This window comes from Phenylobacterium sp., assembly GCF_037189685.1.
Classification (GTDB): Bacteria; Pseudomonadota; Alphaproteobacteria; order Caulobacterales; family Caulobacteraceae; genus Phenylobacterium.
Window position 1 is genome coordinate 1 of record NZ_JBBCIT010000014.1, and the last position, 26,396, is coordinate 26,396.

General features: G+C 69.3%; 24 protein-coding genes. 9 read left to right on the forward strand and 15 right to left on the reverse strand.

Translation table 11 applies throughout. From position 1 onward, the window contains the following. The 5 genes from WG212_RS10070 to WG212_RS10090 all read right to left on the reverse strand — a co-directional run. On the reverse strand, positions 1–1,044 hold a 1,044-nt coding region (locus tag WG212_RS10070; RefSeq protein WP_337186963.1), incomplete at its 3' end, for a type IV secretion system protein. After that, positions 1,041–3,443, reverse strand: coding sequence for a VirB4 family type IV secretion system protein (locus tag WG212_RS10075; RefSeq protein WP_337186964.1), 2,403 nt, complete (start codon positions 3,441–3,443; stop codon positions 1,041–1,043). The genes WG212_RS10075 and WG212_RS10070, both read right to left, overlap by 4 nt. Beyond that, positions 3,440–3,724 (reverse strand): type IV secretion system protein VirB3, encoded by a 285-nt coding sequence (locus WG212_RS10080; RefSeq protein WP_337186965.1) that lies wholly within the window; start codon positions 3,722–3,724, stop codon positions 3,440–3,442. Before WG212_RS10080 ends, WG212_RS10075 begins: the two co-directional genes overlap by 4 nt. Positions 3,725–3,727: 3 nt before the next feature. Beyond that, the gene (locus WG212_RS10085) at positions 3,728–4,030 is read right to left on the reverse strand and encodes a TrbC/VirB2 family protein (protein WP_337186966.1); all 303 of its coding nucleotides are present in this window, start codon (positions 4,028–4,030) and stop codon (positions 3,728–3,730) included. Between the two features lie 5 nt (positions 4,031–4,035). Then, on the reverse strand, positions 4,036–4,635 hold the full coding sequence (locus tag WG212_RS10090; protein WP_337186967.1) for a lytic transglycosylase domain-containing protein: 600 nt from the start codon (positions 4,633–4,635) through the stop codon (positions 4,036–4,038). Positions 4,636–4,910: 275 nt separating this feature from the next. Between WG212_RS10090 and WG212_RS10095 the strand changes: the two genes are divergently transcribed. The 3 genes from WG212_RS10095 (at position 4,911) to WG212_RS10105 (ending at position 9,529) form a co-directional block, all read left to right on the forward strand. Further along, a complete protein-coding gene (locus WG212_RS10095; protein WP_337186968.1) occupies positions 4,911–6,383 on the forward strand; it encodes a hypothetical protein in 1,473 nt (490 codons plus the stop codon). Positions 6,384–6,451: 68 nt separating this feature from the next. Further along, entirely contained in the window at positions 6,452–9,040 is a 2,589-nt protein-coding gene (locus WG212_RS10100) for a TonB-dependent receptor (RefSeq protein WP_337186969.1), read from the forward strand. Between the two features lie 192 nt (positions 9,041–9,232). Continuing rightward, on the forward strand, positions 9,233–9,529 hold the full coding sequence (locus tag WG212_RS10105; protein ID WP_337186970.1) for a hypothetical protein: 297 nt from the start codon (positions 9,233–9,235) through the stop codon (positions 9,527–9,529). Here WG212_RS10105 and WG212_RS10110 read toward each other — a convergent pair. Continuing rightward, the gene (locus WG212_RS10110; protein ID WP_337186971.1) at positions 9,507–10,562 is read right to left on the reverse strand and encodes an alpha/beta hydrolase; all 1,056 of its coding nucleotides are present in this window, start codon (positions 10,560–10,562) and stop codon (positions 9,507–9,509) included. The genes WG212_RS10105 and WG212_RS10110 overlap by 23 nt on opposite strands. A gap of 135 nt (positions 10,563–10,697) precedes the next feature. On the opposite strand from WG212_RS10110, the gene WG212_RS10115 reads away from it, so the two are divergent. Further along, complete coding sequence (locus WG212_RS10115) at positions 10,698–10,958, forward strand: XrtV sorting system accessory protein (RefSeq protein WP_337186972.1); 261 nt, start codon at positions 10,698–10,700, stop codon at positions 10,956–10,958. Positions 10,959–11,023: 65 nt separating this feature from the next. Here WG212_RS10115 and WG212_RS10120 read toward each other — a convergent pair whose 3' ends face one another. The 4 genes from WG212_RS10120 to WG212_RS10135 form a co-directional block, all read right to left on the reverse strand. Next, positions 11,024–12,496 carry an exopolysaccharide biosynthesis polyprenyl glycosylphosphotransferase gene (locus WG212_RS10120; RefSeq protein WP_337186973.1) on the reverse strand — a complete coding sequence of 491 codons (1,473 nt, stop codon included), beginning with the start codon at positions 12,494–12,496 and terminating at the stop codon, positions 11,024–11,026. Between the two features lie 72 nt (positions 12,497–12,568). Further along, on the reverse strand, positions 12,569–13,264 hold the full coding sequence (locus WG212_RS10125; protein ID WP_337186974.1) for a sugar transferase: 696 nt from the start codon (positions 13,262–13,264) through the stop codon (positions 12,569–12,571). Beyond that, complete coding sequence (locus WG212_RS10130) at positions 13,257–13,493, reverse strand: hypothetical protein (protein WP_337186975.1); 237 nt, start codon at positions 13,491–13,493, stop codon at positions 13,257–13,259. Before WG212_RS10130 ends, WG212_RS10125 begins: the two co-directional genes overlap by 8 nt. A gap of 157 nt (positions 13,494–13,650) precedes the next feature. After that, entirely contained in the window at positions 13,651–14,322 is a 672-nt protein-coding gene (locus tag WG212_RS10135) for a sugar transferase (protein ID WP_337186976.1), read from the reverse strand. A gap of 144 nt (positions 14,323–14,466) precedes the next feature. On the opposite strand from WG212_RS10135, the gene WG212_RS10140 reads away from it, so the two are divergent. The 3 genes from WG212_RS10140 (at position 14,467) to WG212_RS10150 (ending at position 18,289) form a co-directional block, all read left to right on the forward strand. Then, complete coding sequence (locus tag WG212_RS10140; RefSeq protein WP_337186977.1) at positions 14,467–14,628, forward strand: hypothetical protein; 162 nt, start codon at positions 14,467–14,469, stop codon at positions 14,626–14,628. A gap of 250 nt (positions 14,629–14,878) precedes the next feature. Continuing rightward, complete coding sequence (locus WG212_RS10145; protein WP_337186978.1) at positions 14,879–16,990, forward strand: AGE family epimerase/isomerase; 2,112 nt, start codon at positions 14,879–14,881, stop codon at positions 16,988–16,990. A gap of 9 nt (positions 16,991–16,999) precedes the next feature. Next, on the forward strand, positions 17,000–18,289 hold the full coding sequence (locus WG212_RS10150) for a nucleotide sugar dehydrogenase (protein WP_337186979.1): 1,290 nt from the start codon (positions 17,000–17,002) through the stop codon (positions 18,287–18,289). 250 nt (positions 18,290–18,539) lie between these two features. Here the strand turns inward: WG212_RS10150 and WG212_RS10155 are convergent, their stop codons facing one another. Further along, complete coding sequence (locus WG212_RS10155) at positions 18,540–21,146, reverse strand: TonB-dependent receptor (RefSeq protein WP_337186980.1); 2,607 nt, start codon at positions 21,144–21,146, stop codon at positions 18,540–18,542. A gap of 644 nt (positions 21,147–21,790) precedes the next feature. On the opposite strand from WG212_RS10155, the gene WG212_RS10160 reads away from it, so the two are divergent. Then, positions 21,791–23,326 carry an FAD-dependent oxidoreductase gene (locus WG212_RS10160; protein WP_337186981.1) on the forward strand — a complete coding sequence of 512 codons (1,536 nt, stop codon included), beginning with the start codon at positions 21,791–21,793 and terminating at the stop codon, positions 23,324–23,326. 33 nt (positions 23,327–23,359) lie between these two features. Further along, the gene (locus tag WG212_RS10165) at positions 23,360–23,848 is read left to right on the forward strand and encodes a Rid family hydrolase (protein ID WP_337186982.1); all 489 of its coding nucleotides are present in this window, start codon (positions 23,360–23,362) and stop codon (positions 23,846–23,848) included. Between the two features lie 4 nt (positions 23,849–23,852). Here the strand turns inward: WG212_RS10165 and WG212_RS10170 are convergent, their stop codons facing one another. The 4 genes from WG212_RS10170 to WG212_RS10185 all read right to left on the reverse strand — a co-directional run bounded on the left by WG212_RS10170 (position 23,853) and on the right by WG212_RS10185 (position 26,375). After that, positions 23,853–24,167, reverse strand: coding sequence for a UrcA family protein (locus WG212_RS10170; protein ID WP_337186983.1), 315 nt, complete (start codon positions 24,165–24,167; stop codon positions 23,853–23,855). 189 nt (positions 24,168–24,356) lie between these two features. Continuing rightward, entirely contained in the window at positions 24,357–24,875 is a 519-nt protein-coding gene (locus WG212_RS10175; protein ID WP_337186984.1) for an RES domain-containing protein, read from the reverse strand. A 10-nt stretch (positions 24,876–24,885) separates the two neighbouring features. After that, positions 24,886–25,251, reverse strand: coding sequence for an antitoxin Xre/MbcA/ParS toxin-binding domain-containing protein (locus tag WG212_RS10180; protein ID WP_337186985.1), 366 nt, complete (start codon positions 25,249–25,251; stop codon positions 24,886–24,888). Between the two features lie 116 nt (positions 25,252–25,367). Beyond that, positions 25,368–26,375 (reverse strand): NAD-dependent epimerase, encoded by a 1,008-nt coding sequence (locus WG212_RS10185; RefSeq protein ID WP_337186986.1) that lies wholly within the window; start codon positions 26,373–26,375, stop codon positions 25,368–25,370. Between the last annotated feature and the right edge of the window lie 21 nt (positions 26,376–26,396).

The window sequence follows — 26,396 nt, forward strand, 5'->3', positions numbered from 1 at the left end:
GGCGGCGCCCCCCCCCCCCCCCCGGCTGCGGGCGGCGACCTGGGCCTGATCTCTCTGGAGGTCGAGGGCCAGCCGCTCGGCGCGCGAGGGCAGGGGGGCTGCGGCCGGCTGGCTCGCCGCGGCGGGGGCGACGGCGCCGGCCCGGCCGCGGTCGGCCCGGGGCGAGGGGAGGCGGAAGGCGAAAGCCATGACGCAGGCGCCGATCACAAGCGCGGCCTGGCCGGCGGCGAAGACGAAGACCAGCGCTGCGGCGCTCATGGCCGTCTGCGGGTTCAGGCGCTGGGCCAGCCGTTGTTCGGCCAGCGTCGCGATCCAGGGCTCGATGACCGAAAGCATCAGGACGATCAGGAGCCAGGCCACCAGGGGGGTGAGGGCCGCGGCGGCGATGGCGCGCACCCAGCCCACGAACAGGCCGCGGGTGGCGGGGATCAGCGCCAGGACGATGAAGACCGGGCCGATGGCGGTCAGGACGCCGATGGCCAGGGTGGCGGCCGAGATCACACCCGCGCTGGCCAGGAAGAGGACGCCCGAGGCCGCGGCGGTGGTTTCGGCGGCGGCGGCCTGCGGGCTGGAATAGCCCTTGGCGTTCGGCCCGGCGAGCTGGCCGTAGGCCGCGCCGGTCTCGCTGAACTCGTCATAGGCCGCCTGGAGCCCGTCGACCGGGCGCGACGCCAGCGAGGTCCCGTCCTCGGTGAATGGGGCCGAGACGATGGCCGCGATCTCGGTCGGCGCGCGGCCCGCCACGTCGAACACTAGCGACTGGAAGGTGGCCCAGCTGGTCACGAGCGCCAGGATCAATCCCACCTTCAGCGCGATGCCGGGGGCGTCCGAGAGGCGGGCGGCGCCCTGGGCGAACAGCATCCGGTAGCCGATCAGGGCCACATAGATCGTGAGGATCGCCGTGACCGCACCCTGGAAGACGGGTGAACCCGAAGTCAGCGCCGTATAGCCGCCCTCGGCGTAGACGCGCGTCTGGCATTCTACCGTGGCGAGCACGCCCCGGATCACGCCGTCGTCGATCATGGCGGCGCAGGCGGTGCTCATGCCGCGTTCCGACCCTCGCGGGGCTCGCCGCCGGCCATGAAGCGGGGGAGCCAGGCGTCAGGGGCGTCGCCCACCTCGCCGCGCAGGGCGTCGAGCCGGCGCACGGCGCGCTCGGTGCCGGCCAGCACGGCCAGCTCGCCCGACAGGCCGGTCAGGTCCAGCCGGGCGACGACGCTGTGGTCGCCGCGCTTGATGAGGAAGCAGCGCGAGGTGTCGGGCAGGGTGCGGACCAGCTCGAACTCGTGCTCGGTCAGGCCGAAGCCGTCCACGTAGTCCGCCGCCTTGGCGCGGGCGTTGGGGAAGAAGATCTGGGTGGCGGCCTGCTCGATGATCGCCGAGGCGATGCGGCTGTCCAGCGCGTCCGATGCGCTCTGGGTGCAGAAGCCCACCACGCCGTTGCGCTTGCGGATGGTCTTCTCCCAATCCTTGATCCGGCGGACGAAGACCGGGTCGTCCAGCACCTTCCAGCCCTCGTCGACCACGATCAGGGCCGGGTCGCCGTCCAGCCGCTGCTCCAGCCGGTGGAACAGGTACATCATGGCCGGCACGCGGACGGTGGGCGAATCCAGCAGCCGGGTCATGTCGAAGCCCAGGATGCGGGTCTCGACGTCCAGCAGGTCGGCCTCGTTGTCGAACAGCCAGGCGTGGTCGCCGCCGTCGCACCAGGCGGCCAGACGGGCCGAGAGGTCGCCCGCGTGGGGCCGGCGCGCGCCGCGGAACAGCTCGCGCAGATAGCGCAGGCGCCGATGGCCGGGCGGCTGGGCGAAGTTGGCGTCGATCGCGTCGGCGATCATCAGCCGGTCCTCGGCGTCCAGCACCTCGCCTTCGGAGGTGAGGAGCTGGGCCACCCATTCGGCCAGGAACGCCCGGTTCCCCGGCGTGTCGGACAGGGCCAGGGGGTTGAAGCCGGTGGGCTCGCCCGGCGAGATCACGTCGTAGCGGCCGCCGATGGCGCGGATGAAGGGCTCGGCGCCGCGGTCCTTGTCGAAATAGGCGATCTTCGGCTTCAGCCTCTCGGCCTGGGCCAGGAGGAAGGTGAGCAGCACCGTCTTGCCCGAGCCCGAGGGGCCGATGACGGTGAAGTTGCCCAGGTCGCCGTTGTGGAAGTTGAAGTGGTAGGGGCCGAAGGCCGTGGTCTCCAGCACCGCGATGGCCGGCCCCCAGTGGTTGCCGTCGGCCTGGCCGGTCGGGTGGTTGTGGAAGCTGGCCAGCCCCGCGAAGTTGCCGGCTGAGATCAGCGCCTTGCGCGAGATGAAGCGGAAGTTCCCGGGGAACTGCGCCCAGAAGGCGGGTTCGAGGTTCACGTCCTCGCGCACGGCCACGGCGCCGGTCTCGGCCAGGGCCGACTGCACGTCGGCCACGCCGGCGTCCAGCGCGTCCAGGCTGTCGGCCTTGGCCAGGATGGTCAGGTGGTGCTCGCCATAGGCCGCGCGCCCGGCGCCCACGTCGTCGCGGGCCTGGGCCAGTTCGCCGCGCAGGCTGTAGGCGTCGTCCTCGGCGGCCTTGAGGCGGCGCAGCGCCAGGCCCATGCGGTCCAGCGCCGCCTGGCGGTCCACGAACGCGAAGCTCTCGGTGAGCACCATCTCCATCGGCAGGCGCAGGACGCCGTCCAGCAGGCCGGGGGCGGTGCGGGCCGGATAGTCCTTCACCGACACCATCGCGCCGAACGCAGGCTCGGACGCGCCGGGGCCGAACTCCATGGCGTCGAGGCCGAAGCTGAGCCGGCGGGTCCCGAGCGCCTGGGCGAAGTCGCCGCCGGGCGCCAGCACGGGCCGGAGCTCGCCGTTCAGGATCAGGCCCAGGAACTCGGCGGGCTCGGAGCGCTGGGCGCCGCCGGGGCCGTCGTAGCGGCCGAGCGTGCGCGCGCCATAGGGGGCCAGGGCCGCGGCGAAGGCCTCGCGCGTGGCGTGCAGCTCGCGCAGGTCGCGGGCGATCTCGCCGTCGCGGGCGCGGGGTCCTTTCATCAGCCGTTCGAGGAGACCGGCCGAACCCTGGGTCGGGCGCAGGACGAGGGTCAGGAAGATGTCGTTGACGTACAGGCGGCGGCTGGCGAGCTGATCGCGCCACCGTTGGTCGAGGGTTTCGCAGAAGGGCTCTTCCGGCGGCGGCGGGAAGGCCGGCGTCACGCGGCGGCGCACGACATGGTGCCAGAGCGCCAGCCGCGAGCTGGCGGCGCCGCGCAGCACGGTCTCGCGAACGGCCTTGCGGTAGTTGAGCTCCTCGTCGGGCGCGGTCTCGAACGGGAAGCCCGCCAGATGCAGGGTCTGGATCAGCACGCCGTCCTTCGTGCGCAGCGTCACGTCGTCGGCGTGGGCGAGGTAGGGCAGCCGGTCGCCGACTGCGGCCTCGCGCGGGGCCAGGATCCTGGCGGCCGCGGTCGTGAGGAAGGTGTCGCTCATGGCCTGTACGAGTTCCCGCGCCAGAAGCTGAAGTTCTTCACTCGCGGGCAGGTGGAGAGCCGGGTGACCCAGAGATCGAAGAAGCGCGGCTCACGCAGGGATCCCACATAGCCGACAGCGTGGATCACGGCCGCGATGAGCAGCGCCCAGAAGGAACGGGTGATCAGGAACGCCTCGGCCGTCACGACCAGGTTGAGGACCATGTAGGGATAGGTGACGCCGCCGATCATCTGGGGCCGCGTGAGCGCCGCGAAGACGGGATCGGAGGCCAGCCGGCTCATGGTTCAGAGCCCCCCGGCCAGGGAGCGGATGCCGGCCACGATGGTGACGGCGCCGAAGATGATGAAGATGCCGACCAGGGTGACGATCCCGCGCCGCCAGTCGAAGCGGCCCACCAGCATCAGATAGCCGATGATGGCCACCGCGATGACCGCCGCGGTGGTGGCGAGATTGCCGAGCAGGGTGCCCTGGACCCAGTTCAGCGCCGCCAGAAGGGGTGACGAGCCGGCCGGATCGGCCTGGGCCTGAGCGTGCGCGGGCGCGGCTGCGAAAGCCAGAACGGTCGTGAGGGGGAAAAATCTCTTCATCGGTCTCACTCCGCGCGGGCGCCCAGGGCCGCGGCGGCCCCGAGGCGCGAGAGGATCGCGCGCACGTAGGTTTGGGTTTCGGCATAGGGCGGGACGCCGCCGTACCGTTCGACCGCCTTGGGGCCGGCATTGTAGGCCGCCAGCGCCAGCTTCAGATCTCCGAACCGCCGGATCTGCTGAGCCAGATAGGCTGCGCCGCCGTCGATATTGCCTTTCAGGTCCGAGGGGTCCACGCCGAGGTCGCTAGCGGTTGTTGGTAACAGTTGCATGACACCGCGCGCGCCTTTTGACGAAACCGCCGCATGATTGAAACGCGACTCCTGCCAAGCCACCGCCTCGACGATCTCGGCCGGCACGGCGTGGCGCTCTGACGATTCCCGGATCAGCCGGATCACCTCCTCCGGCGGCGCGCGGACCAGCGGGGCGGGCTCGGGCGGGAGAATCGGCGTGACCCCCGCCGACGTGTGAACCTGCGGGCCGGCGTAGGTGGTCACCGCGCCGTCCTCGCCGATCTCCAGAACCTGGGCGGCCGCGCCTGACGCCGAGGCCATGACCAGGGCGACGGCCGATCCAAGAACCCCGAACTGCATCGCCTTGAGCGCCATCTTCCGCCCCGATCCCGAGCCCCGACGTTAGCCCATAGGCCCTCGGCGCGACCAGTACGCATCTCGAGCGCGGTGGAATTGCGACAAGGCGTCGCCGGTGCGCGTCGGCGTCGCAACGGAGGCGCCACGAAACCGAAGCCGAAGTGTCATCCGCCTGTCCGCGCGCTGTCACCGGCGGTCCCTAAGAACGCCCCCGACGGCGGGGAGACGGCTCCGGGGGATGGCTTCGGACGGAGCGCCCGCCTGCACGCACAAGCGTCTCGCGGGAGATCAACATGACCGGCGTCAAGCTCAAACTCATCCTCGTCAGCTCTCTGAGCGCGCTCGCGCTGGCGGGCTGCGGCGGGGCGGACAACGTCGCCTCGCCCGGCGAAGGCGCCTTCCCGCCCACCAGCGGCGGCGGCGGTGGCGGGGGTGGCGGCACGACGCCGCAACCTGGCCAGCCGGCTGCGGATTGCCCGACGGGCTTCTCCAACGTGGGCCTCGTAGCCAACGGCACGCTGCGCGCCTGCCAGCTTCCGTCCCTCATCCTGGGCAACCTCGTGGTGCCCAACCGCGACGGCACGGTCTACGCGATCAGCGGCCGGACGGATGTCGGCCAGGATCGCGGCGCCGATCCGAACAATCCCATCGCCGGCGCACAGCAGGGCATCCTGACCATCGAGCCGGGCGTCCGGCTCTTCGGCTCGGGCGGCCTGGACTATCTGAACATCGTCCGCGGCTCCCAGATCTTCGCCGAGGGCACCGCCACCAGCCCCATCATCTTCACCAGCCGCTCGAACATCGACGGCAACTCGGGCGCCGACCTCATCGGCCAGTGGGGCGGCATCGTGATATCGGGCCGCGCTCCGATCGCGAGCTGCCCGGCCGGCACGACGCCTCCGAACATCAACTGCGTGGCCACCTTCGAGGGCGGCGTGTCGCTCTACGGCGGCAACAGCCCCACCGACAACTCGGGCCGGCTGCGCTACATCCAGGTGCGCTATCCGGGCTTCGAGGTGCAGCCCAACCGCGAGCTGAACGGCATCACGTTCAACGGCGTCGGCTCGGGCACCACGGTCGAGTACGTCCAGGTCCACAACTCGTCGGATGACGGGATCGAGTTCTTCGGCGGCACCGTGAACGCCAAGCGCGTCGTGATCACCGGCGCCGACGACGACAGCATCGACACCGACGAAGGCTGGCGCGGCGGCATCCAGTACCTGATCATCCGCCAGCGGGCGAACGGCGGCGACCGCGCCTTCGAGATGAGTTCGGCCGGCGTCCAGGCGTCGCTGAACTCGCAGCCCAAGATCGCCAACTACACCGCCATCGGCTCCACGCGGACCGGCGCCGGCGACGTTCAGATCCTCAACACGGGCACTGGCGGCCGCTTCATCAACGGCATCCATGTGTCCACGAACCCGAACACGGCCTGCCTGGACGTGGACGACACCTCGACCGTCGCCGCCGCGCCGCGGTGGGACTCGGTGGTCTTCGCCTGCGCCATCGCCTTCCGTGAAGACACCAACGTCACCGCCGCCCAGGTGGCGACCCTGTTCAACGCGGGGGCCAACAACTCCTCGACCCACACCTCGACCCTCTCGGGCTTCGTGAACGGCTCGAACGAGATGGGCCGCGTGGCGACCAATCCCCAGGCGATCTACGCCTTCTTCGACAACGTGACCTACATCGGCGCCGTTCGGGACGCGAGCGACACCTGGTGGCAGGGCTGGACCTGCGGCCTGTCCACCGGAAGCAGCTGCTGAGCCGGCGAGGCGGGGTCTTCGGACCCCGCCGCCTTCGCGCGATGTCGAACTCCAGAGGCCATCCTCACATGACCCATTTCAAGCGCCCGCTCGCCGGGCTTCTGCTTTGCACGACGGCGCTGATGGCGCCCGCCCTGGCCTGGGGCCAGGATCCCGGGACCGAGGTGGACGAGGTGGTGGTCCGCGGCAAGTACATCCCCGAAGTGATGCGCGAGACCTCCGAGGTGGCTTCGATCGTCACCGCCGAGGACCTCGTGCGCCAGGGCGACGACACGGCGGCGGCGGCGCTGACGCGGCTGGCCGGCCTGAGCCTCGTCAGCGGCCGGTTCGTCTATGTGCGGGGCCTGGGCGAGCGCTATTCGTCGGCCTTGCTGAACGGATCGCCGCTGCCCAGCCCGGAGCCGCTCCAGCGGGTGGTTCCGCTGGATCTCTTCCCCTCGAACATCCTGGCGGGCGTCACGGTCCAGAAGACCTACTCGGTCAACTATCCGGGCGAGTTCGGCGGGGGGCTGATCGACCTGAACACGGTGGGCGTGCCCGACCGGCCGTTCGTCGCCATGGGCGTCAGCCTGGGCATGAACTCCTCCACCACGCTGAAGCGGGGGCTGACCTACTTCGGCGGCGGAAACAGCGACTCGTTCGGCGTCGACGACGGCACGCGCGAACTCCCGCTGCTGATCCGGCGCGGCATCGAGACGGGCAAGCGGATCGACTCGTCGAACTTCGATTCGACGACCCTCACGGCGATGGGCCGCAGCTTCCAGAACGCCAACATCAACCTGCTCCAGTCGACCGACAACGTGCCGATCAACGGCAGCTTCGATGTCTCCGCCGGGACCGCCTGGAACTTCGACTGGGGCCGGCTCGGCGTCGTCGGCATCTTCGGATACGACAACGGCTGGTCCACGCGCCGCGCGACCCAGCAGGAGGGCGTGGTGAACCTGGACGGCCTGTCGGTCCAGGAAGACCTGTTCTCGAACTCGACCCAGAACGACATCGTCCTGAACGGGCTGACCCAGGTGGCCCTCGAGCTGGACAACCACAGCTTCAAGTGGACCAACCTCTACGTCCGCAACGTGACGAAGGAGACCCGCTCGGTCACCGGCGACAGCGCCCGGGCCAGCAACACGATCCGGGACGACTCCACCGCCTGGTATCAGCGCGAGCTGATCGACACCCAGATCACCGGCCGGCATGAGTTCGGGGACCTGGAGATCCTGTGGCGGGGCTCCTACGCCCGGACCGAGCGCGACGTGCCCTACGAGCGTTCGCTCCGCTACCGGCTCGTGGGCGGCGAATACCTGCACAACCCGCAGCTCGATGCGAACTTCATCCGGTTCAGCGAACTGGAGGACAAGACGTCCGGCGCGGGGATCGATTTCCGGTACCGCCTGCAGAACCCCTGGATCGCCGACCTCACCCTCTCGGGCGGCTACGCCTGGTACGACAACGAGCGCATCTCGGACTCGCGGGTCTTCCGCTTCACCATGAACTTCACCCCGGACCTGAACTTCCAGCGCCAGCGGGTGGACTTCCTCTATTCCGACTACAACATCGGTCCCGAGGGCCTGATCCTTCGGGAGGTCACGGGTTCGGACGGGGCGGCCGCCTACTCGGCCAGCCTGGTCACGCACGGCGCCTATATCCAGGGCGAGGGCGAGATCGCGCCCGCCGTCCGCGCCACCCTGGGCGTGCGCTTCGAGACCGGAACCCAGGACGTCCAGGCGATCGACCTGTTCTCGCCCACTCCGCTTGAAGGCCGCAGCCTCAAGAACGACTACTGGCTGCCGGCCGCCACGGTCACCTGGAACTTCGCCGAGGACCAGCAGCTCCGTTTCGGCGCGTCCAAGACGATCGCCCGCCCACAGTTCCGCGAGCAGGCGCCGCAACTCTACCTCGATCCGGAAAGCGACCGGACCTTCATCGGCAATCCGTTCCTCTTCGACAGCGAGATCATCAATCTCGACGCCCGCTACGAGCGGTATTTCGACCGTGGGCAGTTCGCCACGGTGGGCCTGTTCTACAAGGACATCGACCGGCCCATCGAGTCGGTGGTGAACGAGTCCGGCTCCGGCCTGCAGCAGAGCTTCCTGAACGCGCCGCGGGCCGTGGTCTACGGCGCCGAGGCCGAGTTCAAGAAGTTCTTCGAGTTCGAGACGGGCCAGAGCTGGGTCGACAATGTGCGCTGGCTGGTCGCCGCCAACTACACCTACACGAAGTCCGAGGTGAAGGTGGGGGCGGACGACGTCGTGTTCCCACGCACCAACCTGGGCCTGCCGGCGCCGGCGCGGAACTTCGTCATCGACGGCACGCGGCTCCAGGGGCAGTCGAAGCACCTGGGCAACCTGCAACTGGGCTTCGAGACGCTGGACGGCATGACCCAGGCGACGCTTCTGGCCAACTACGCCAGCAAGCGGAGCACCGCGCGCGGCCAGGCGGGCGCGCCCGACTTCGAGCAGAAGCCGGGCGTGATGCTGGACTTCACCTTCCGCCACAAGTTCGAGCTCTGGGGCCAGGCGTTCACGGCCGGCGTCGAAGCCCGCAACCTGCTGGGCGAGGAGTTCGACGAGTTCCAGAAGCGCGGGGGCGACATCATCCGGCTCAACAACTACGAACTGGGCCGCAGTCTTTCGATCAGCCTTTCCGCCAGGCTCTGAGCCGGCGGCCCTTCTCGGGAAACAGCCGGCCCGGCGTCCGTGCGCCGGGCCGTCGCTGTCCGCTGCGGCCCCGGATACTACGAGTGATCCGGAAGTGTCGCAGAATCGTCACGGAACTTTTGCCGGGGCCACCCGTGCAGTAGCGTTCGCCTCCTGAAGAGCGGCATGGAGCCGCCGAAGGAGGAACAAGCGATGCGGCTCATGATCTGCGCCCTTGCGGTCTCGGCCTTCTCGATGGGCGCGGCTGTGGCGGGGGACGCCCCCTCGGCGGCCGCCAAGGCGACCGACGCGGCGGCGCGTACGGCCCCGGCCCGCACGGTCTACATCTGCGATTCCACGCCCGAGACGCGCCGTGGGTTCGCCCGGGAGTTCGGCCGGACCGAGTTCGTCACGGCCCGCGACGCCGTCGCCCGCGGCCAGGCCTGGGCGGCGCCCAAGTGCGTGACCTCGCTCGAGGCTGCGCGCCTCAGGGAACTGGCGGCCCGCTAGGCGCGGGCTCGCCGAACGCGGGCTCGCCGAACGCGGGGTCTTCTGCGTCCGTTTCGCTGGGGGCCAGAGGTTCGGGCGGCTTTCCCGCGCGGATCGCCTCCACCATCGCGATCACGGCGTCGGCGACGACCTCGGGCCGGTCATTCTGGACCAGGTGGGACGAGAACACCGTGCGCTGCCAGCCGAAACGGACGTTCGACGCCATCTGCATGTGTTGCAGCTCCCATAGGGAACGCGGCCTGTCATAGCCGACCTGAGGGGCGGTCGCAGCCGTGTCGGATGCGGTTATGACGTAGGTGGGAACCTCGGCCAGGACGTACCGCGTCCGGCTTGCCTGGGCCGACGTCGAGGTGAAGATGGCGTCCAGCTCGGAGAGCCGGTTGCGCCAGGTCTGGGGATCCCGGGCGATCTCCGCGGCGCGTGCGCCGCCTCTCTGACAGTCGCCCCACGCAGCATCGGGGGGTGTTCCAGGCCGCTGGGGCGCCTCGGCTGTCGTCAGGCATCGCTGCAGTCGGCTCCGGATACCGGTGAGGCCGTCGCGGCCGGCGGGCGCAAGACGCTCGACTGTGGGGTCGGCCAGAACCAGTCCCTTGACCTCCTGCGGGCGCCGCGCCGCGAACAGCCGTGCGTAGAGGGCGCCTGCAGAATGGCCGACCAGCACGTAGGGGCCTTGCAGGCCGGCGGCGTCCAGGCCTGCATCGAGGTCGCGCGCGATCGCGGCGCCGTCCCGGGGTTCCGGGCCGGGGCTGCTGAAGCCGTAGCCCGCCCGGTCGTAGGCGCAGACGTGCGTGACCTTGGCGATGCGCGGCTGGACCTTGGCCCAGCCGCCCGCGCCGGCGCCGAATCCCGATTCGAGAATCACGGTGGGCGAGCCGCGGCCGCTGCACCGGAAGTTGAGGTTCCGGCTATCTGGCAGTGTGGCGACCGTTCCGGGGCGATCCTCGGCTGACGCGGTGCTCAACGGGCCCGTACCGCAGCTTGCCGCCAGAGCCACGGTCGCCGTCACGGCCAGGACCGGGAGCAGGCGTGACATCCCTCGGGCGGGGCGGAGCGGCATGTGACTTGCACCACGGATAGCGTCCGTTTGACCGGACTCATCGGCTGACCGACAATTGCACAGCGGCGGCAGACTGCTAGTTAGTGACGACGATATTCTCGGAGGGGGCTGGTGGAGACGGTCTACGATTGGATCACCGTGGCGATCTTCGGCGCCCTGGTCGTGCTATTCCTGCACAGGTCGGTGCAGCCCGGGGAGCCGCAGGACACGATCCTGCACTATCTTCCCCCCTCCGTGGGGTGCGCTGTGGCCAACTGGTTCGGCAACGAGGGGCAGGGCCTGATCTCGTTCCTGATCGTCCTGGTGGTGCTCGTCTACATCGTCCTTGTCCTGAAGCCGTTCGGCATCAAGTTTCCGCCTGAGAAGCGGTAGCTAACGGTCGGGCCCATACCGGTGGAGCAGGCGTAGGCCCACATCGCCGACGCTCGACCACAGGCTCAGCGCACCGCTCCACTGTCGCCCAGCAGGCATGGCGCAGTCCGCAGGATGATCGAGAGGTCGAGCCAGAACGAGCGACGTTCGACGTACTCCAGATCCAGCGCGACGCGGCGGCGGACATCGTCGGCGGTGTCCACAGGACCGCGAGACCCGTTCACGGCGGCCCAGCCGGTGAGGCCGGGCTTGATCCGGTGGCGGTGAGCGTAGGTCTCCACCAGCTTGCTGGCCTCAGCGCCGCCGCTGAGCATTCCGATGGCGTGGGGTCGGGGACCGACGACCGACATTTCGCCGGTGACGATGTTGAAGAGTTGCGGGAGTTCGTCGAGGCTGGTCCGGCGGATGAAGCGACCCACGCGGGTGACCCGATCGTCGTCGGCCGTCACCTGCCGTGCGGCGCGGTGGTCGCTGACCTCGGTCCGCATCGAGCGGAACTTCCAGACCGTGATCTCTTCGTTCATGAGGCCGTGGCGTTTCTGTCTGAAGAAGACAGGCCCCGGGCTGTCCAGCTTGATGGCGAAGGCCACGGCTGCCATCACGGGGGCGAGGGCCACGAGCGCGCCAAGGCTGAGCGCGAGGTCCAGGATCCGCTTCGCGAGCAGATAGCCCGAGCGTTCCGTGGCGCCGGAGACGTGCATCAGGTCGAAGTCGGCAATGCGGCCCATCGCCCGCGACTGCGCGTCTTCGTCATCCTCGTCCAGCAGCAGGGAGATGGGATTGGGGACCGGCGCCAGGCGTTCCAGCAACTGGGCGATCCGGGGCCCTGCCCGCGGGGGCACGGTGATCACGATGCGGTCGACGAAGGGTAGGATGCGATAATCGATGAGGTCGGCGGTCTTGCCCAGGACAGGAACGCCATGGATATCCGGCCCGACCCGGTCGCGGCGGTCGTCGAAGACGCCCAGGATGTTGACGTCGCGGGTCCGGAGCGCCCGACGGATCAGCCGCTGCGCCGCAGGCGTGCCGCCCACTACGATCAGATTGGGGGTCAGCAGGCCTCTGGCTCGCAGACGGCCAAGTACCACGCCCCATGCGAGGTGCGTGGACATGAGCGCGGTGGCCGCCGCCGCCGCCCACGCCACACAGGCGATGGCCGGGAAGGTCGGGTCTAGCAGTCCGCAGACGGCGCCGGCGCCTCCACCCGCGGCGCCCGCTGCGATCAGGAGGCGGCCGAAGCGGCGGCGAAGCCGCTCCCGCATGTTCATCGAGTAGGCCCCGGTGGCGACCAGAAGGACCAGGGCCAACATCGGCGCTCCCAGCCACATCACCGGGGGCAGCGACATCGCGGCGCTGGCGATCCATGAGGCCAGGATCAGCGCCAGAGCGTCCCCGGCCTGAAACAGGCGCGCGAGGCCTGAACCGGAGATGCGGGAACGGACAGGCTGGAGACGTTCGGGTCGGAAGGGGCCGCGGCGTGCGGGACCTGTGACTTCCTTTTCGGGAAGGGCGCGATGTGCGCCGCTGTCGTCCGCCATTCTGGCTTCCCCTCGATCCTTGTCGGCGGGGACTCTAGCGGCCGGCCCTGAGCGATCCGTTAAGGCGGCGGATCAGTAGGCGTTGGTGTCCCCGAAGACGAGGGGAATAGTCCGCCAGACAATCTTCACGTCCAGTCCGAAGGACCAGGTGTCGATGTACTCGTTGTCGGATTCCACCCGGTCGAGGATGGCCTGGAACTCCCTTACCTCGCCACGAAAGCCGCAGATCGCAGCATATCCCGTCAAGCCTGGGCGGGCGCGGAAGCGGCGGGCATAGCCCGGAACCTGCTCGGTCCACAGTTCGTCATGCGCCACGGCGTGCGGACGGGGTCCGATCAGAGACATCTCGCCGCGGAGCACGTTGAGGAGCTGCGGCAGCTCGTCGATCGAATACTTACGCAGGATGGCGCCCAGAGCGGTGACGCGGGAGTCGTTCTGGGTGGCCTGCCGCACGACGGCGCCGTCTTCCTCGACCCGCATGGTGCGGAACTTGAAGACGGTGAAGATCACGCCATTCAGGCCGGTGCGCCGCTGACGGAAGAGCGCCGGACCCGGGCTTTCGAGGCGCACAAGAAGCGCCACTGTGAGCAGGAGCGGGAGGAAGAAGAGCAGGGCGCCGGCCGAAAGCACGATATCGAACGCACGTTTGCGGCGGCTGGTCGCCACAGGCATGGCTGCGGGCGCTTCAGTCGCCGGGGGGCGGGGGGCGCCGCGAGGCGTCCATTCGGCCGCCTCGGCGAAGGTGCGCAGCTCCGCCAGGCTATTCATAGCACCGCCGCCGATCCGGCCGTTCGCCGGGGAGTTGACGCAGGAAGGCGTCCATGGCCTCGGCGCTCCAGAGCCTGACGAGCACCCGGGGGCCACGTTCGCTGAGCTCCGTTCGGAACTGTGCAGGACCGTCCGCATCGGCGGCGTTCGCGCCGACGAAGCCGTAGAATGCCGTGCGGATCCTGTCCACGTCATCCTCGATGCCAAACCGCGTTTCAATTCCGGACATGTTCCCCGATCGCCCCGTGGACCATGCCCCTGCCGGAGCAAGAGCCGCGCCAGGGTTCCCGTCCCGTGGGCGGCGTGGTCTGAACTATATTCGGGTCGGCTCCGCATCCGGTTGCAGCCGTGCTTAACAAAATGTCACCGCCGGGCCGTTGGTCCGATCAGTAGGCGTGGGGATCGCGAAATATCACCAGGGCCGTCTTGGCGAGGATCGCCACGTCGAGACCCAGCGACCAGGCGTCGATGTACAGGTTGTCGGCGTCGATCCGATCCTGCATGCCGCGGAGGTCGTGGATTTCACCCCGCAGGCCGTTCACCTGGGCGAGGCCGGTCAGGCCCGGCTTGGCGCGGAAACGATCCGCATAGGGGCCGATACGAGCGCCGTAGTAGTCATCATGAGCCAAGGCGTGAGGCCTGGGCCCGACCAGGGACATATCGCCCTGCAGCACATTCAGAAACTGGGGCAGTTCGTCGAGGCTGAGTTTGCGAAGAATGGCGCCGACGGCGGTGATCCGCTGGTCCCCTCTTGTCGCCTGACGAACGTCGGCGCAGTCCTCCGTCACCGTCATGGTGCGGAACTTGTAGATCGTGAAGATCTGGCCCTGATGCCCCGTGCGCCGCTGCCGGAAGATCACAGGCCCGCGCGATTCCGCGCGGATCGCCAGGGCTATGGTGAACAACAGGGGCAGAAAGACGAAGAGCGCGGCGGCCGCGCCCACGATGTCGATGATCCGCTTGCCGGGGCTGGTCGCCACGGAAAAGGTCGCGGCCGCAGGTTGCTGCGGCGCAGGTGGGATGGGCGCGTCGATCGTCCTGGCGGCGACGTCCGTCATGGCGCTCTCGAAATCACTTCAACCACGCTCGGGCCTACCCGATTTGTTTACCGCAAATGTTAGCCAACTTCCGACACGCGCTGTTTACGCTCGCTGAGCAAAGTGTGACACAGCCCACGAATTGGGCGGCGCCGGAGTAGAAACATGCCGTCCGACGTACCGGTCGAACTGATCGCTCCCAGGACCGTCACGGAGCAACTGGCGCCGCGCCGGCTGCCTGTCGGTATCGGCCTCACGGTTGGCGCCTGCGCCTCGGTGGCCCTGTGGACCGTCATCGCCTTCGGGATTCGTGCGCTCTTCGCCTGACGGCGACTGTCCGCTCAGCGTCCGAAAAACAGCCAAACCCCATAGTTCGAGCGCCTTCTACGCGTCCTCCGGGCTGTGGGTCAATCTGACACACCTGTCGGGGGAGTCTGTGGACAACTCCGCGTCCAGGTTTCCAGGCCCCTTGATCCGACAATCCGGAATTCCCCTGCGGCGCCCCGCGCGCTAGGGGAGGGCGTCTGCCGTCGCCGCCCTCGGGGAGCGCCCGATCTCGACTTCGCCGATCCTTCCCGTGATCCTCTGCGGCGGCGCCGGCGCACGGCTATGGCCGGCGTCCCGCCCCGGCCGATCGAAGCCGTTCGTGCCGCTGACCGGGGAGCGGTCTCCATTCCGCGCCGCCCTGGATCGCGCGCGTGCGGTCGCGACCGGCGAAATCCTTGTCGTCGGCGGTGTGTCGGACGCCGCGCGGATAGGGCGGGAAGCCGACGAGGCGGGCGTCGTCGCCCGGATCGTGCTGGAGCCGTCGCCGCGCGGCACGACGGCCGCCATCGCTGCGGCCGCGGCATGGGCCAGGCGCGGGCCGGGCGATGTCATTCTGGCGATCATGCCGGCCGATCATGAGATTTCCGACGACCGGGCGTTCGCCGCCGGATTGCGCGCCGCCGCGGCCGTGGCGGAGGCGGGGGCCATCGTGACGCTGGGGCTGCGGCCCGCCGCGGCGTCCGACGCGGTGGGCTATATCCTGCCCGGAGCGGCGGAGAATGGCGCCCTGGCCATATCGGGCTTCGTCGAAAAACCCGCCGCCGAGCGGGCGGCCGGCCTGATCCGGGATGGCGCCCTCTGGAACGCCGGAGTCTTCGTCGCCTCCGCCGATGCGCTGGCGGGCGAATTGAGCCGCTGGGCGCCTGCGGTCGCCGCGGCCGTTGAGGCAGGGTTGGAAACGGCGACCGTCTCGGGCGCGTGCGTGAGCCTGGGCCCGGCGTTCGACGCCGCGCCGGCGGTCGCCTTCGACCGGGCGATCATGGAAAAGACGACGCGCGGCGCCGTCGTGCCCGTGGATTTCGCCTGGTCGGACGTGGGCGCCTGGGACGCGGTCCTGGCGGCTTCGCCGCGTGACGCGGGAGGCTCCAGCCTCACGGGCGATGTCCACGCCCGGGATGTCCGGCAGGTGCTGGTGCGCGCGGCGCCGGGGATACGGGTGGCGGTCGCGGGGGTCGAGCGGCTGGCCGTGGTCGCGGAGGCTGACGCGGTGCTGGTGTGCGGTTTGGACGCCGCGCAGTCGGTGCGTGTGTTCGCCGGCGCACGCCCGCCCCCGAAGTTCGCGGACCTGGCGTCCGCCGCGACGGCGCTGGACTCCTGGCTCTCCACGGCGGCCCTGCCGCTCTGGGCGACCGTGGGGGTGGACGAGAGCTCTGGGCTGTTCCGGGAAGCCCTGACCTGGAAGGGCGAACCCCAGGATCCGCGCTGCCGCACCCGCGTACAAGCCCGCCAGGCCTTCGTCTTCGCCGCGGCGGCCCGGGATCGCCGTCCGGGGCCTTGGGACGCCGTGGCGCGGCGGGCGTTCGACGCCTTCCGCAGACGAGCCGCAGGGCCGGACGGCCTGTTCGCGACCGTCCTGTCGCCTGACGGCCGGATCACGGACCCGGAGGCGCGCCTCTATGAACACGGGTTCGTCCTGCTCGCGCTGGCGGCGCTTGGAGACGAGGCCCAGGCGCGGCGGGTGCGTGGCGCGCTTGATCGCTTCCGCCATGCGGCGGGCGGCTTCCGTGAAGCCGGGGACGCGCCGTTCCAGGCCAATGCCCATATGCACCTGCTGGAGGCGGCCCTGGCCTGGGAGGCGATCGATCCGGCGCCGATGTGGCGGGACCTGGCGGACGAAATCGTGACGCTGGCGCTGGAGCGCTTCGTGACGGCGGAGACCGGCGCGCTGCTGGAGTTCTTCGCCGCGGACTGGTCGCCGCTGTCGGGCGACGCGGCGGTGGTCGAGCCGGGTCACCAGTTCGAGTGGGCCTGGCTGCTGGCCGACTGGGGACGAAGGCGAGGAGACCCGCGCGGCGAGGCGACGGCGGCGCGGTTGTACGAAGCGGGGAGGCGCGGCGTGGATGCCGGACGCGGAGTCGCCGTGAACGCCCTGACGCCCCGCCTGGATGTGCGGGACCCCGCGGCCCGCCTTTGGCCTCAGACCGAACGACTGAAGGCGGCCTTGAGCCTGGGCGCCGAGGACGACGCCCTGGAGGCGGCGAACGCCGTCGCGGCGTTCCTGGACACGCCGGTCCGGGGGGTCTGGCGCGAACGCATGTACGCGGACGGCGCGTTCGTGGAGGAGCCGTCGCCGGCGACGTCGCTCTATCACCTGTACCTGGGGATCCGGGAACTGCGGCGGTTCGCGCCCGAAGCGTGCTAGACCGCGGCCATGGTGCTGAACCCCTTCACGCAGACGCCGGCGCGGATCGCGGTCATCGGGCTGGGCTATGTGGGGTTGCCGCTGGCGGTGGCGTTCGCGGCCGCGCATGAGGTGGTGGGTTTCGACATCGGAGCCGAGCGGATCACCGAACTCAGGGCCGGGCGGGACCGGACCCTGGAGGTGGAGCCAGGCGCCCTGGCCGCGGCCGGGCGCCTGACGTTCAGCGACGATCCGGCCGACCTCGCCGGCTGCAACGTCTTCGTGGTGACGGTGCCCACCCCGATCGACGCCTACAAGCGGCCTGACCTCTCGGCCCTGCTGGCCGCCAGCCGCACCGTGGGCGGCGCGATCGGGCCGGGCGGCGTGGTGATCTACGAATCCACGGTCTATCCCGGCGCGACCGAGGAGGACTGCGTGCCGGTCGTGGCCGAAGTGTCCGGCCTCACGTTCAACCGCGACTTCTTCGCCGGCTACAGCCCCGAGCGCGCCAATCCCGGCGACCCGAACCACCGGTTGGCCGACATCGTGAAGGTGACGGCGGGATCGACGCCGGAGGCCGCGGACTTCGTGGACGCGCTTTACGTCTCGGTGGTTCGGGCGGGCACGCACCGGGCCAGTTCGATCCGCGTCGCGGAAGCGGCCAAGGTGATCGAGAACACCCAGCGCGACCTGAACATCGCCCTGATCAACGAGTTCGCCCTGATCTTCCGTCGCCTGGGCGTGGACACGGCCGAGGTGCTGGCGGCGGCGGCGACCAAGTGGAACTTCCTGAACTTCCGCCCCGGCCTGGTCGGTGGACACTGCATCGGGGTGGACCCCTACTACCTGACCCACAAGGCCGAGGCCGTCGGCTACCGACCCGAGGTGATCCTGGCCGGCCGGCGCATCAACGACGGCATGGGCGGACACGTGGCGCGGGAACTGGTGAAGGAGATGATCCGCCGTGGCGTCCTGGTGCGAGGCGCCCGGGTGCTGGTGATGGGCCTGGCCTTCAAGGAGAACACGCCGGACCTGAGGAACACCCGGGTCATCGATATCGTGCGCGAGCTGGAGGACTACGGCGCCGCGGTCGATGTGTGGGACCCCTGGATCGCCGCGGAGGAGGCGGCCGCCGAGTACGGCCTCAACCTGCTCGAGGCGCCCGTGGCGGGGGCCTACGACGGGGTGGTCCTGGCTGTCGCCCACCGGGAGTTCATGGCTCTGGGCGCCGACGCGATCCGGGCGTTCGGGCGTGAGGCGGCGGTGGTCTTCGACGTCAAGGCGGCGCTTCCGAAGGCGGCGGCCGATCTCCGCCTGTAGCCGGACGCCGTGCATGCAGGCGATGGCGCCTATCTCCTGCGCACTTATCCAAAAGCCGGTCCGCAGCCAGGAAGTTCTCTGGCGGGGTGCAATGAACCCGGTCAGCTTGGCCGTGCCCTTCGGGGCGTTTCCTCCCTGAACTCGCCGCGCCTGCTGGGCGCGGCTTTTTCGTTTCAGGCGGATCGTTCGGCGGGCCAAGCAGAAAGGGCGGCTCCCGGAGGAGCCGCCCGCAGCGCGTCGGAGGCGCGCCTCAGAACGTGTAGTTGACCTTCGCGTAGTAGAAGCCGCCCTGCCAGTCGACGATCATGTCCGAGCGGTAGATGCGGCCGTTGGTGGCCGACTCGCCGATCTTGTCTCGGTCGGGGTAGTTGTCGAACAGGTTGCGCACGCCCAGCGTGATGCGCGCCTTCTCGGTCACGTCCCAGCTTCCCTCCAGGTCGATGAAGATCTCGGGGTTCCATTTCTGGATGACGGGGTTCGTCACGCTGAACATGTTCTTGTACGGCCCGTAGACGCTGGCGCGCGCGACCCCGGTGAACGGCCCGAACTTGTGGAACGCGGTCATCGATCCGCGCCAGCGCGGCTCGGAGTGCTTGAAGTCGTAGACGTATTCGCCATCGAAGAAGGTCCGCGTCACCCCGCTGGGGTCGATGATCACCTTCACCTTGTCGATCACCGGCATGTTCCAGTTGAACGCCGTGCTGAGCGTCGTCGTGTGACCGTTCTCCCAGTTGTGGGCGTAGGTCGCCACCACGTCCACGCCCTGGATCTGGGCGTCGAAGGCGTTCTGGAAGAAGTTCACTTGGCCGATGGTGTTGGCTCCCGGCACGTTGGCCGCGATCAGGGCCGCCTGCAGCGCCGGCGTCACGGTGATGGGCGTCACCGCATAGAACATATCGTCGATCTCGATGTAGTAGGCGTCGACCGACAGGGTCATGCCCGGCATCGGCTGGGCCGTGATCCCCACCGAGAAGTTCTTCGACTCCTCGGGCTTCAGCGGCTGGGCGCCCAGGAACTGGGCGACCGGGTTGGTGGCCGGGAACAGGCCCTGGGCCACCGGCTGGCCGTTGTTGATCACCGTCGAGACGATGGTGGTGAAGTTCTGGCCCGTGGTGGGCGCCCGGAAGCCGGTGCCCACCGAGCCGCGGACGGCGAAGATGTCGTTGATCTCGAAGCGGCCGGCCACCTTGTAGTCGACGGTGGAGCCGAAGTCCGAGAAGTCCTCGATCCGCAGGGCGGCCTGCACGAACAGCCGGTCGCTGAGATCGGTGCTGGCCTCGACGTAGGCGGCCTTGGAGTTGCGCGTCAGGCGGCCCGCATAGAGCGGCGGGAAGCCCGGCGCCCCGTTCGAGCCCACGCCCAGGACCGCATAGACCGGGTTGGTGAAGGTGCGGCCGTCGATGACCTGGGTCATCGAGTTGCAGATGATGCCCTGGTTCTGGGGCGCCGTCGGGCGCAGCGTGCGCTGGGTGACGTCGGCCTCGTCGGTGCAGAAGTCGTACGGGTCCTGCTGGGCGTAGGGCCCCGCGATGTAGGCCTCCAGGTTCCCGGCCCGGATCTCGTAGCCTTCCTTGCGATACTCGGCGCCGAAGGCGATCGCGATCGGTTCGGGCGTGAAGCCTGCGAACTCGTAGGTGAAGTCGGCGTTCAGCGCGAGCTCGTCCGAGCGCAGGGTTCCCTGGTTGAACTCGGTCGGGCTGGCCTCGCCCAGCGAGAAGTTCACGGTATGCTCGAGGTCGTAGCGGAGCTTGTCCACGCCCCAGCGGGCGCTGAGGTCGAAGCCGAAGGGGCCGTATTCGCCCTTGTAACCCCCGACGATGGAGTAGTCGGTGACCGTGCCGAAGTATTCTGGCGTGAAGCCCAGCGGAAAGATCTGGTTGGCTGAGAACAGGCGGCCGTCCCGCATCCGGATGAAGTCGTCCAGGTTGTTGGTGGAAGCCCCCACGTCCACCGGATTGCGGTAGTTGAAATCCTCCTTCTGGTGGCTGCGGCCGTAGTTGCCGAAGGCGTAGAGTTCGCCCACGCCCAGCTCGTAGCCGGAGTTCACGAAGACCCGCGTGTACTCGCCCTCGGGCTGGCCCCATTTCTGCGGGATGCGGTTGTAGAGGCCGGCGTAGTTCACGCGCTGGGCATAGGCCGCCGTGAACGGCGTGCCCGGCCCCGTGGTTTCGGTGGCGAACAGCGGGATGCAGAAGCCGGCGTTCTGGTTCGGGATGTTGCGGTTGCAGAAGGTCTGGACCCGCGCCGTCGGCTGTTCGGTAGCGTACTCGAACGAGGCGTGCACGAAGCCGTTTTCGCCCAGGGCGAAACCCTTGTCGCCGCTGATGATGACCGCCTCGCCGTCGCGCTCGTAGTACTGGCCGGCCTGGATCGACAGGCTGCCGCCATCCGCGGAGTCCTTCAGGATGAAGTTTATCACGCCGGCGATGGCGTCCGAGCCGTACTGGGCGCCGGCGCCATCGCGCAGCACCTCCACGGACTTGAGCGCCGAGGCCGGAATCTGTGCGGCGTCCTGGGCCTGGACGCCGCTGCCGCCGGTCACCACGAGGGCCGAGCGGTGCCGACGTTTCGAGTTCACGAGGAGCAGGGTCTTGTCCGAGGGCAGGCCCCGAAGCGAGGCGGGCCGGATGAACGTGGCGCCGTCGGAGATCGGCTGACGGGTCAGGGTGTACGACGGGATCAGCGTCTTGAGCAGGTCCTGCGTGTCGGTCACCGAGATCGACTGAATGTCCTCCGCCGAGAAGGCATCGACCGGCACGGGGGATTCCAGCACCGTGCGCGGCTTGCTGCGCGATCCCGTGACGATGAGTTCCTGAACCGTCTCGGGCTGAGCCGCCGCGGGTGCGGCGATCGTCATGGCGCCCGCGGCGATGCCGGCCAGCAGAAAGCCGCGCTTGGCTCGCGAGGCGGCGGGATGAATGGCGCTTTGCGTGGCGCCAGTAGATACTGTTTTCACTGCAGGACCCCCTCTTTGAATGTTGGGCCCTTCTCTGCGTTCCCCCGCCCCGCTTCGGTCGCTCCGCCAAGTCTTCGACAGCGAGATGTCATGCCTCGTCCGTAGAAGCTGTCGGCGAACACCGATTGATCGGGTGAGGAACGCACCGTGACGTAGTCGAAGCAAGCAGCCATCGCGTACGATTTGGTATCATGCCTCAAAATTGCGCGATGGATTACGAACTGGCCGGGTAAATAATCAAACCTTCGTCTATTTGACTGAAATGAATATTTTGATCTGATAATTTTTGAAGTATTTGAGATTTCTACAATCTCGTCAGTTGTCAAATTCAGTGGCGGTGGGCGCCCGATATCTGGGCGACACCCGGTCGGCATGCAGCCGGGTCGGCGCAATCCCTTGCCAGCCGAGGCTGGTCCGGCGGGATTCCGGAAAGCCGTCGGCCGGGCGGCGCATGAACTGCTCCGGAGTCCCTCATGGGTCTGAGCCGCCGCCGATTTCTCCAACGCCTGGGCGCCGTAGGCGGCTATGGAGCCGCCTATTCAGCCATGACCACCCTGGGTCTCATGGCGGCCACCTCCGCGGGGGCGGCGCCCCGGCTGCCGGCCAATCTGGGATCGGGCCGCACGGTCCTCATCCTGGGCGGCGGTGTCGCCGGACTGGTCGCGGCCTATGAACTGGAGCGCGCCGGATTCTCGGTGACCCTGCTGGAGGCGCGTGAACGACTGGGCGGGCGGAACTGGACGCTGCGCGGCGGCGACAGGGTCGAGATGGCAGGGACGCCCGACCAGACCGTCGGATTCTCGGACGGCGTCTACCTGAACGCGGGACCCGCCCGGATTCCGAGCCATCACGAGGGGCTTCTGGCCTACTGCCGCAAGCTGGACGTGCCGCTCGAGGTCGAGGTGAACTCCAGCCGCAGCGCGTACTTCTGGGCGGCGGGTTCGAACGGCGGCAAGCCCATCCAGATGCGGCAGGGCGTCAACGACACCCGCGGCTATCTGTCGGAACTTCTGGCCAAGGCGTTGAACAAAGGGGCGTTGGACCAGGAGCTCTCGGCCGATGACAAGGCGCGGCTGATGCCGTTCCTGCGGGCCTACGGCGACCTGGACGAAGGCATGGTGTTCCGGGGGACCGAGCGCTCGGGCTTCGCCGAGCTGCCGGGCGCCGCCTCGCAATTCGGATCGCCCCGGTCGCCCGTACCCTTCCGCGAACTCCTTGCGAACGAGCAACTGCGTTCGACGCTGTTCGAGGACATGCTCTACATGCAGGCCACCATGTTCCAGCCGGTCGGCGGCATGGACCGGATCGTGGCCGGCTTCGAGCGGGCGATCCGCAGTCCGATGATCCGAAACGCCGAGGTGACCCGGATCCGTCAGACGGCGCAGGGGGCGGCCGTCAGTTGGCGCGATCGCCGGACGGGCGCCGAGAACCTGGCCCAGGCCGAGTTCCTGATCGTGACCCTGCCGCTGAACATCCTGGCGAAGATCGACACCAACTTCGCCGCTCCGGTGAAGGCGGCCATCGCCGACGTGCCGTACGACTATTCCAACAAGATCGGGTTCGAATCGCCCCGCTTCTGGGAGCGGGAACAGATCTATGGCGGCATCTCGTTCGTGGGCGGCGAGACCTCGCTGGTCTGGTATCCCTCGAACAACCTGCACAGCGAGCGGGGGATGTTGCTGGCCTGCTACGGATCGGGGCCGGGCGCCCGGATGTTCGCGGACCGTCCGCTCGCCGAACAGATGGACATCGCCCGCGGCGTCGTGGGCCGTCTGCATCCGGGTCAGGAAGGCCTGCTGGAAAGGGGCGTGGTGGTGAACTGGAGCAAGATCCCGTTCAACTTCGGTCCGTGGCCGGCCTATGGCGGGCAGGGCGGTCAGGAAGGCCACCTTGACCACCCGTCCTATCGGCTCCTCAATGAGCCTCACGGCCGGGTCTATTTCTCGGGCGCGCACCTCAGCCAGATGCCGGGCTGGCAGGAAGGCGCGGTGCTTTCGGCCTATCGCACGATCGGCTTCCTCGCCGAGCGGGCCTCTCAAACCACGGCGTCGACGGGACGCCGGTCTGCCCCCGCCGCCTGAATCTCGCCGCGGCCTGAACCTCACGGAGCATCAATGCGCAGTCCTGTTCTTCCCGCCCTGATCCTGACGCTGGCGGGGTCGCTGACCGTGGCTGGAGCCGCTCAGGCCCAGAACGTCCACGTCAATCCCTCCAACGGCTTCATCTCGCGGGCGGTGAAGGTGCCGGCGGGCTCCGAGATGCTGTACGTGAGCGGAATCACGCCCCAGGCGGTGTCCGGCGCCCCGGCCGACCGGCCGTTCGGCGACACCAAGACCCAGGTGCAGAGCGTGCTGAAGCAGATCGGCGAGATCCTGGCCGGGCAGGGCTACGGCTTCGAGGACGTGGTGATGATGCGAATCGTCCTGGTGGGCGATCCCGCCAAGGGCGGCGGCATGGACTTCGCCGGCATGATGGAGGCCTACAACGAGGTCTACGGCCCGCTGAAGAACAAGCCCGCGCGCATCACCTCCCAGGTGGCGGCGCTGGTCCGGCCCGGCATGTTCGCCGAGATCGAGGTCCAGGCCGCCAAGCCCGGCAAGTAGGGTCCTAGCGGAGCGTCGCCACCTGGGCGTCGCGGTCGCGGTGGAGGGCGTCGACCGCGGGCGCGTTCAGCTTCGCCAGGGCCGTATCCATGGCGTCGGCGTAGCAGGCGCTCCTGCGCACCGCGACCTGGACGTCGCGCACGCTGCCGCGCTCGGCGCCGCAGGCCTGGGCGGCGGCAATGTCCAGCCGGCGCAGCATCACCGCGGCGTCCTGCGAGTCGGAGAGGTTCAGGCCGCCCGTGCGGACGGCGACCGACGTGCCGGCGAGGGCCGGTGCGGCCGTGAGGGCGGCGACAGCCGCGATGGCGAACAGCTTCATGGGGGACTCCTTCCTGGGCGGCCGGTCGTGATCGCCAGCCTTCGGACCGTAAGGTAGTGCGCGAAAAGGGGGCGGAGAAGCCGCCTATGCGCTTGTTTCACGGGCACGTGACGGAAAGAAGGTCCAGTTCGCCGAAAAATGCTTTGAACCCTTGTGGCGCAAGGGGTTGCGGGGCGGCCTCCGGCCGGCTCAGCGCCAGGAGAGCTGGTTCTTCGGGAGCCGGCTGGACGGGTCGTGGACCTCGATCCGGTGCGGCGGTCGCGGTCCCCAGCGCCACAGGACGAGGTTGGGATCGGCGGGTCCGGCTCCGCGCGCGAAGCTGGGGACCAGAAGCCCTGCCGCCCCGCCGTCGGCCAGGCGGCGGATCGCGGCGTGGGATCTCGGATCGCGGCCTTCGGCCAGGTCCAGCGCCCACGGGCAGGCCAGGGCCGCCGGATCGACGCCCGCGGCGGCGCAGGCGGTGTCGTCTCGGAGGTCGACGATGTCCTCGCAGTCCACCGCATAGCTGCACAGGAGGAGGGGCTCCAGGCGGTGGGCGAAGCCGGCCGAGGCCTCGCGGACCGCGCCCATGGGCGTCAGCGACAGGTAGAGCGCGGGCTGGCCCCGGCGGTTGAAACGGCCGCCGCGCAGGGCCGCGCCTTCGCCCGACAGGGGCGACCAGGACCAGCGGGGGTCGTGGGCGCGATAGGCCTCGCCGGCGAACCTCACCGGAGAGGCCTCAGGCGTAGCCGCCGCTCGCCACGTGATCCAGGTAGTCGCGGACGGCCCCCGCCTGCCCGGCCTTCACGAGGGCCTCGGCGGTCCGGTCGCCGAACGCGGGGATGGGCTCGGCGCGATACCAGGCCATGGCCTGGGCCGGGCCGCCCGCCCAGGCTTCCACGCGGCGCAGGATCTCCAGCATCTCGCGCAGGCGGCCCTGGGTCTTGGGCGCGTTGCGGCGCTCCACCTTCTGCAGCGTCTCGCGGGCGAGGCCGGCGGTCTCGGCGATCTGGGCCTGGGTCATGCCGAAGAGAGCCGTGACGCCGTCGAGGTCCATGGCGCCCGGGCGGCGCAGGACGCCGGCCGCGGAGGGCGCTGCGGCCACCGGGCGCTTGCTGGCGCGAACTCCGGTCCGAACTGTGGCTGAGCGCGCCATGCGCCGGCTCCTTTGCCTCAATACAGGGACAATATGGGCGACATGCCGGCGTCCCGCAAGCGCGTTCAGACCCCGTAGTAGTCGCGGTACCAATCCACGAACCGGCCGACTCCCACCTCCACGGAGGTGGAGGGCGCATAGTCCAGGACGGCGCGGGTCTCCTCGGTATCGGCTTCGGTGGCCGAGACGTCGCCGGCCTGCATGGGCATGAAGTTGATCTCGGCCTTGCGGCCCAGCTTCGCCTCCAGGACCTCGATGTAGCGCATCAGCTCGACGCGGCGGCCGGCGCCCAGGTTCAGGATGCGCCAGGGGGCGGCGCTGGTGGCCGGGTCGGGGTGGGCGGCGTCCCACCGCGGGTTGGCCGCCGGCGGCCGGTCCAGGGCGGCGACCAGGCCGTCGACGATGTCGTCCACATAGGTGAAGTCGCGCTGCATCCGCCCCTCGCCGTAGACGTCGATCGGCCGGCCGCTGAGGATGGCGTCGGTGAACTTGAAGAGCGCCATGTCGGGACGCCCCCACGGGCCGTAGACGGTGAAGAACCGGAAGCCGGTGGCCGGAACGCCGAACAGGTGGGCGTAGGCGTGGGCCATGGCCTCGTTGGCGAGCTTGCTGGCCGAATAGAGGGTGATCGGATGGGTCGCGGCGTCGTGGACGCCGAACGGCAGGGTGGCGTGGTTGCCGTAGACGGAACTGGTCGAGGCGTAGAGCAGGTGTTCCGGCGGATGGGCGCGGCAGCCCTCCAGCACGTTCAGGAAGCCCACGACGTTGGAGTCCACGTAGGTCTCGGGGCTCTCCAGGCTGTAGCGGACGCCGGCCTGGGCGGCGAGGTTCACCACATGGCTTGGTCGGGCCGAGGCGAAGACCGCCGGCATCCGATCGCGGTCGGCCAGGTCGACCGTCTCGTGGCGATAGGTGGGGTAACCCTGAAGGATCGCCAGGCGGGCGGCCTTCAGCCTGGGGTCGTAGTAGGCGTTCAGGCTGTCGAGGCCGACCACCCTCTCGCCCCGTTCCAGCAGGCGGCGGCTGAGATGGAAGCCGATGAAGCCGGCCGAGCCGGTGACCAGGATCGTCAAGGGATGGCCTTTCGCGCCCGC

Bases quoted from the DNA above. Each gene is read 5' to 3' on its own strand.
- WG212_RS10075 (WP_337186964.1), bottom strand. From the start codon at position 3,443: ATGAGCGACACCTTCCTCACGACCGCGGCCGCCAGGATCCTGGCCCCG.
- WG212_RS10080 (WP_337186965.1), bottom strand. From the start codon at position 3,724: ATGAGCCGGCTGGCCTCCGATCCCGTCTTCGCGGCGCTCACGCGGCCC.
- WG212_RS10085 (WP_337186966.1), bottom strand. From the start codon at position 4,030: ATGAAGAGATTTTTCCCCCTCACGACCGTTCTGGCTTTCGCAGCCGCG.
- WG212_RS10090 (WP_337186967.1), bottom strand. From the start codon at position 4,635: ATGGCGCTCAAGGCGATGCAGTTCGGGGTTCTTGGATCGGCCGTCGCC.
- WG212_RS10095 (WP_337186968.1), top strand. From the start codon at position 4,911: ATGACCGGCGTCAAGCTCAAACTCATCCTCGTCAGCTCTCTGAGCGCG.
- WG212_RS10100 (WP_337186969.1), top strand. From the start codon at position 6,452: ATGACCCATTTCAAGCGCCCGCTCGCCGGGCTTCTGCTTTGCACGACG.
- WG212_RS10105 (WP_337186970.1), top strand. From the start codon at position 9,233: ATGCGGCTCATGATCTGCGCCCTTGCGGTCTCGGCCTTCTCGATGGGC.
- WG212_RS10110 (WP_337186971.1), bottom strand. From the start codon at position 10,562: ATGTCACGCCTGCTCCCGGTCCTGGCCGTGACGGCGACCGTGGCTCTG.
- WG212_RS10120 (WP_337186973.1), bottom strand. From the start codon at position 12,496: ATGGCGGACGACAGCGGCGCACATCGCGCCCTTCCCGAAAAGGAAGTC.
- WG212_RS10125 (WP_337186974.1), bottom strand. From the start codon at position 13,264: ATGAATAGCCTGGCGGAGCTGCGCACCTTCGCCGAGGCGGCCGAATGG.
- WG212_RS10130 (WP_337186975.1), bottom strand. From the start codon at position 13,493: ATGTCCGGAATTGAAACGCGGTTTGGCATCGAGGATGACGTGGACAGG.
- WG212_RS10135 (WP_337186976.1), bottom strand. From the start codon at position 14,322: ATGACGGACGTCGCCGCCAGGACGATCGACGCGCCCATCCCACCTGCG.
- WG212_RS10140 (WP_337186977.1), top strand. From the start codon at position 14,467: ATGCCGTCCGACGTACCGGTCGAACTGATCGCTCCCAGGACCGTCACG.
- WG212_RS10150 (WP_337186979.1), top strand. From the start codon at position 17,000: ATGGTGCTGAACCCCTTCACGCAGACGCCGGCGCGGATCGCGGTCATC.
- WG212_RS10155 (WP_337186980.1), bottom strand. From the start codon at position 21,146: ATGACGATCGCCGCACCCGCGGCGGCTCAGCCCGAGACGGTTCAGGAA.
- WG212_RS10160 (WP_337186981.1), top strand. From the start codon at position 21,791: ATGACCACCCTGGGTCTCATGGCGGCCACCTCCGCGGGGGCGGCGCCC.
- WG212_RS10165 (WP_337186982.1), top strand. From the start codon at position 23,360: ATGCGCAGTCCTGTTCTTCCCGCCCTGATCCTGACGCTGGCGGGGTCG.
- WG212_RS10170 (WP_337186983.1), bottom strand. From the start codon at position 24,167: ATGAAGCTGTTCGCCATCGCGGCTGTCGCCGCCCTCACGGCCGCACCG.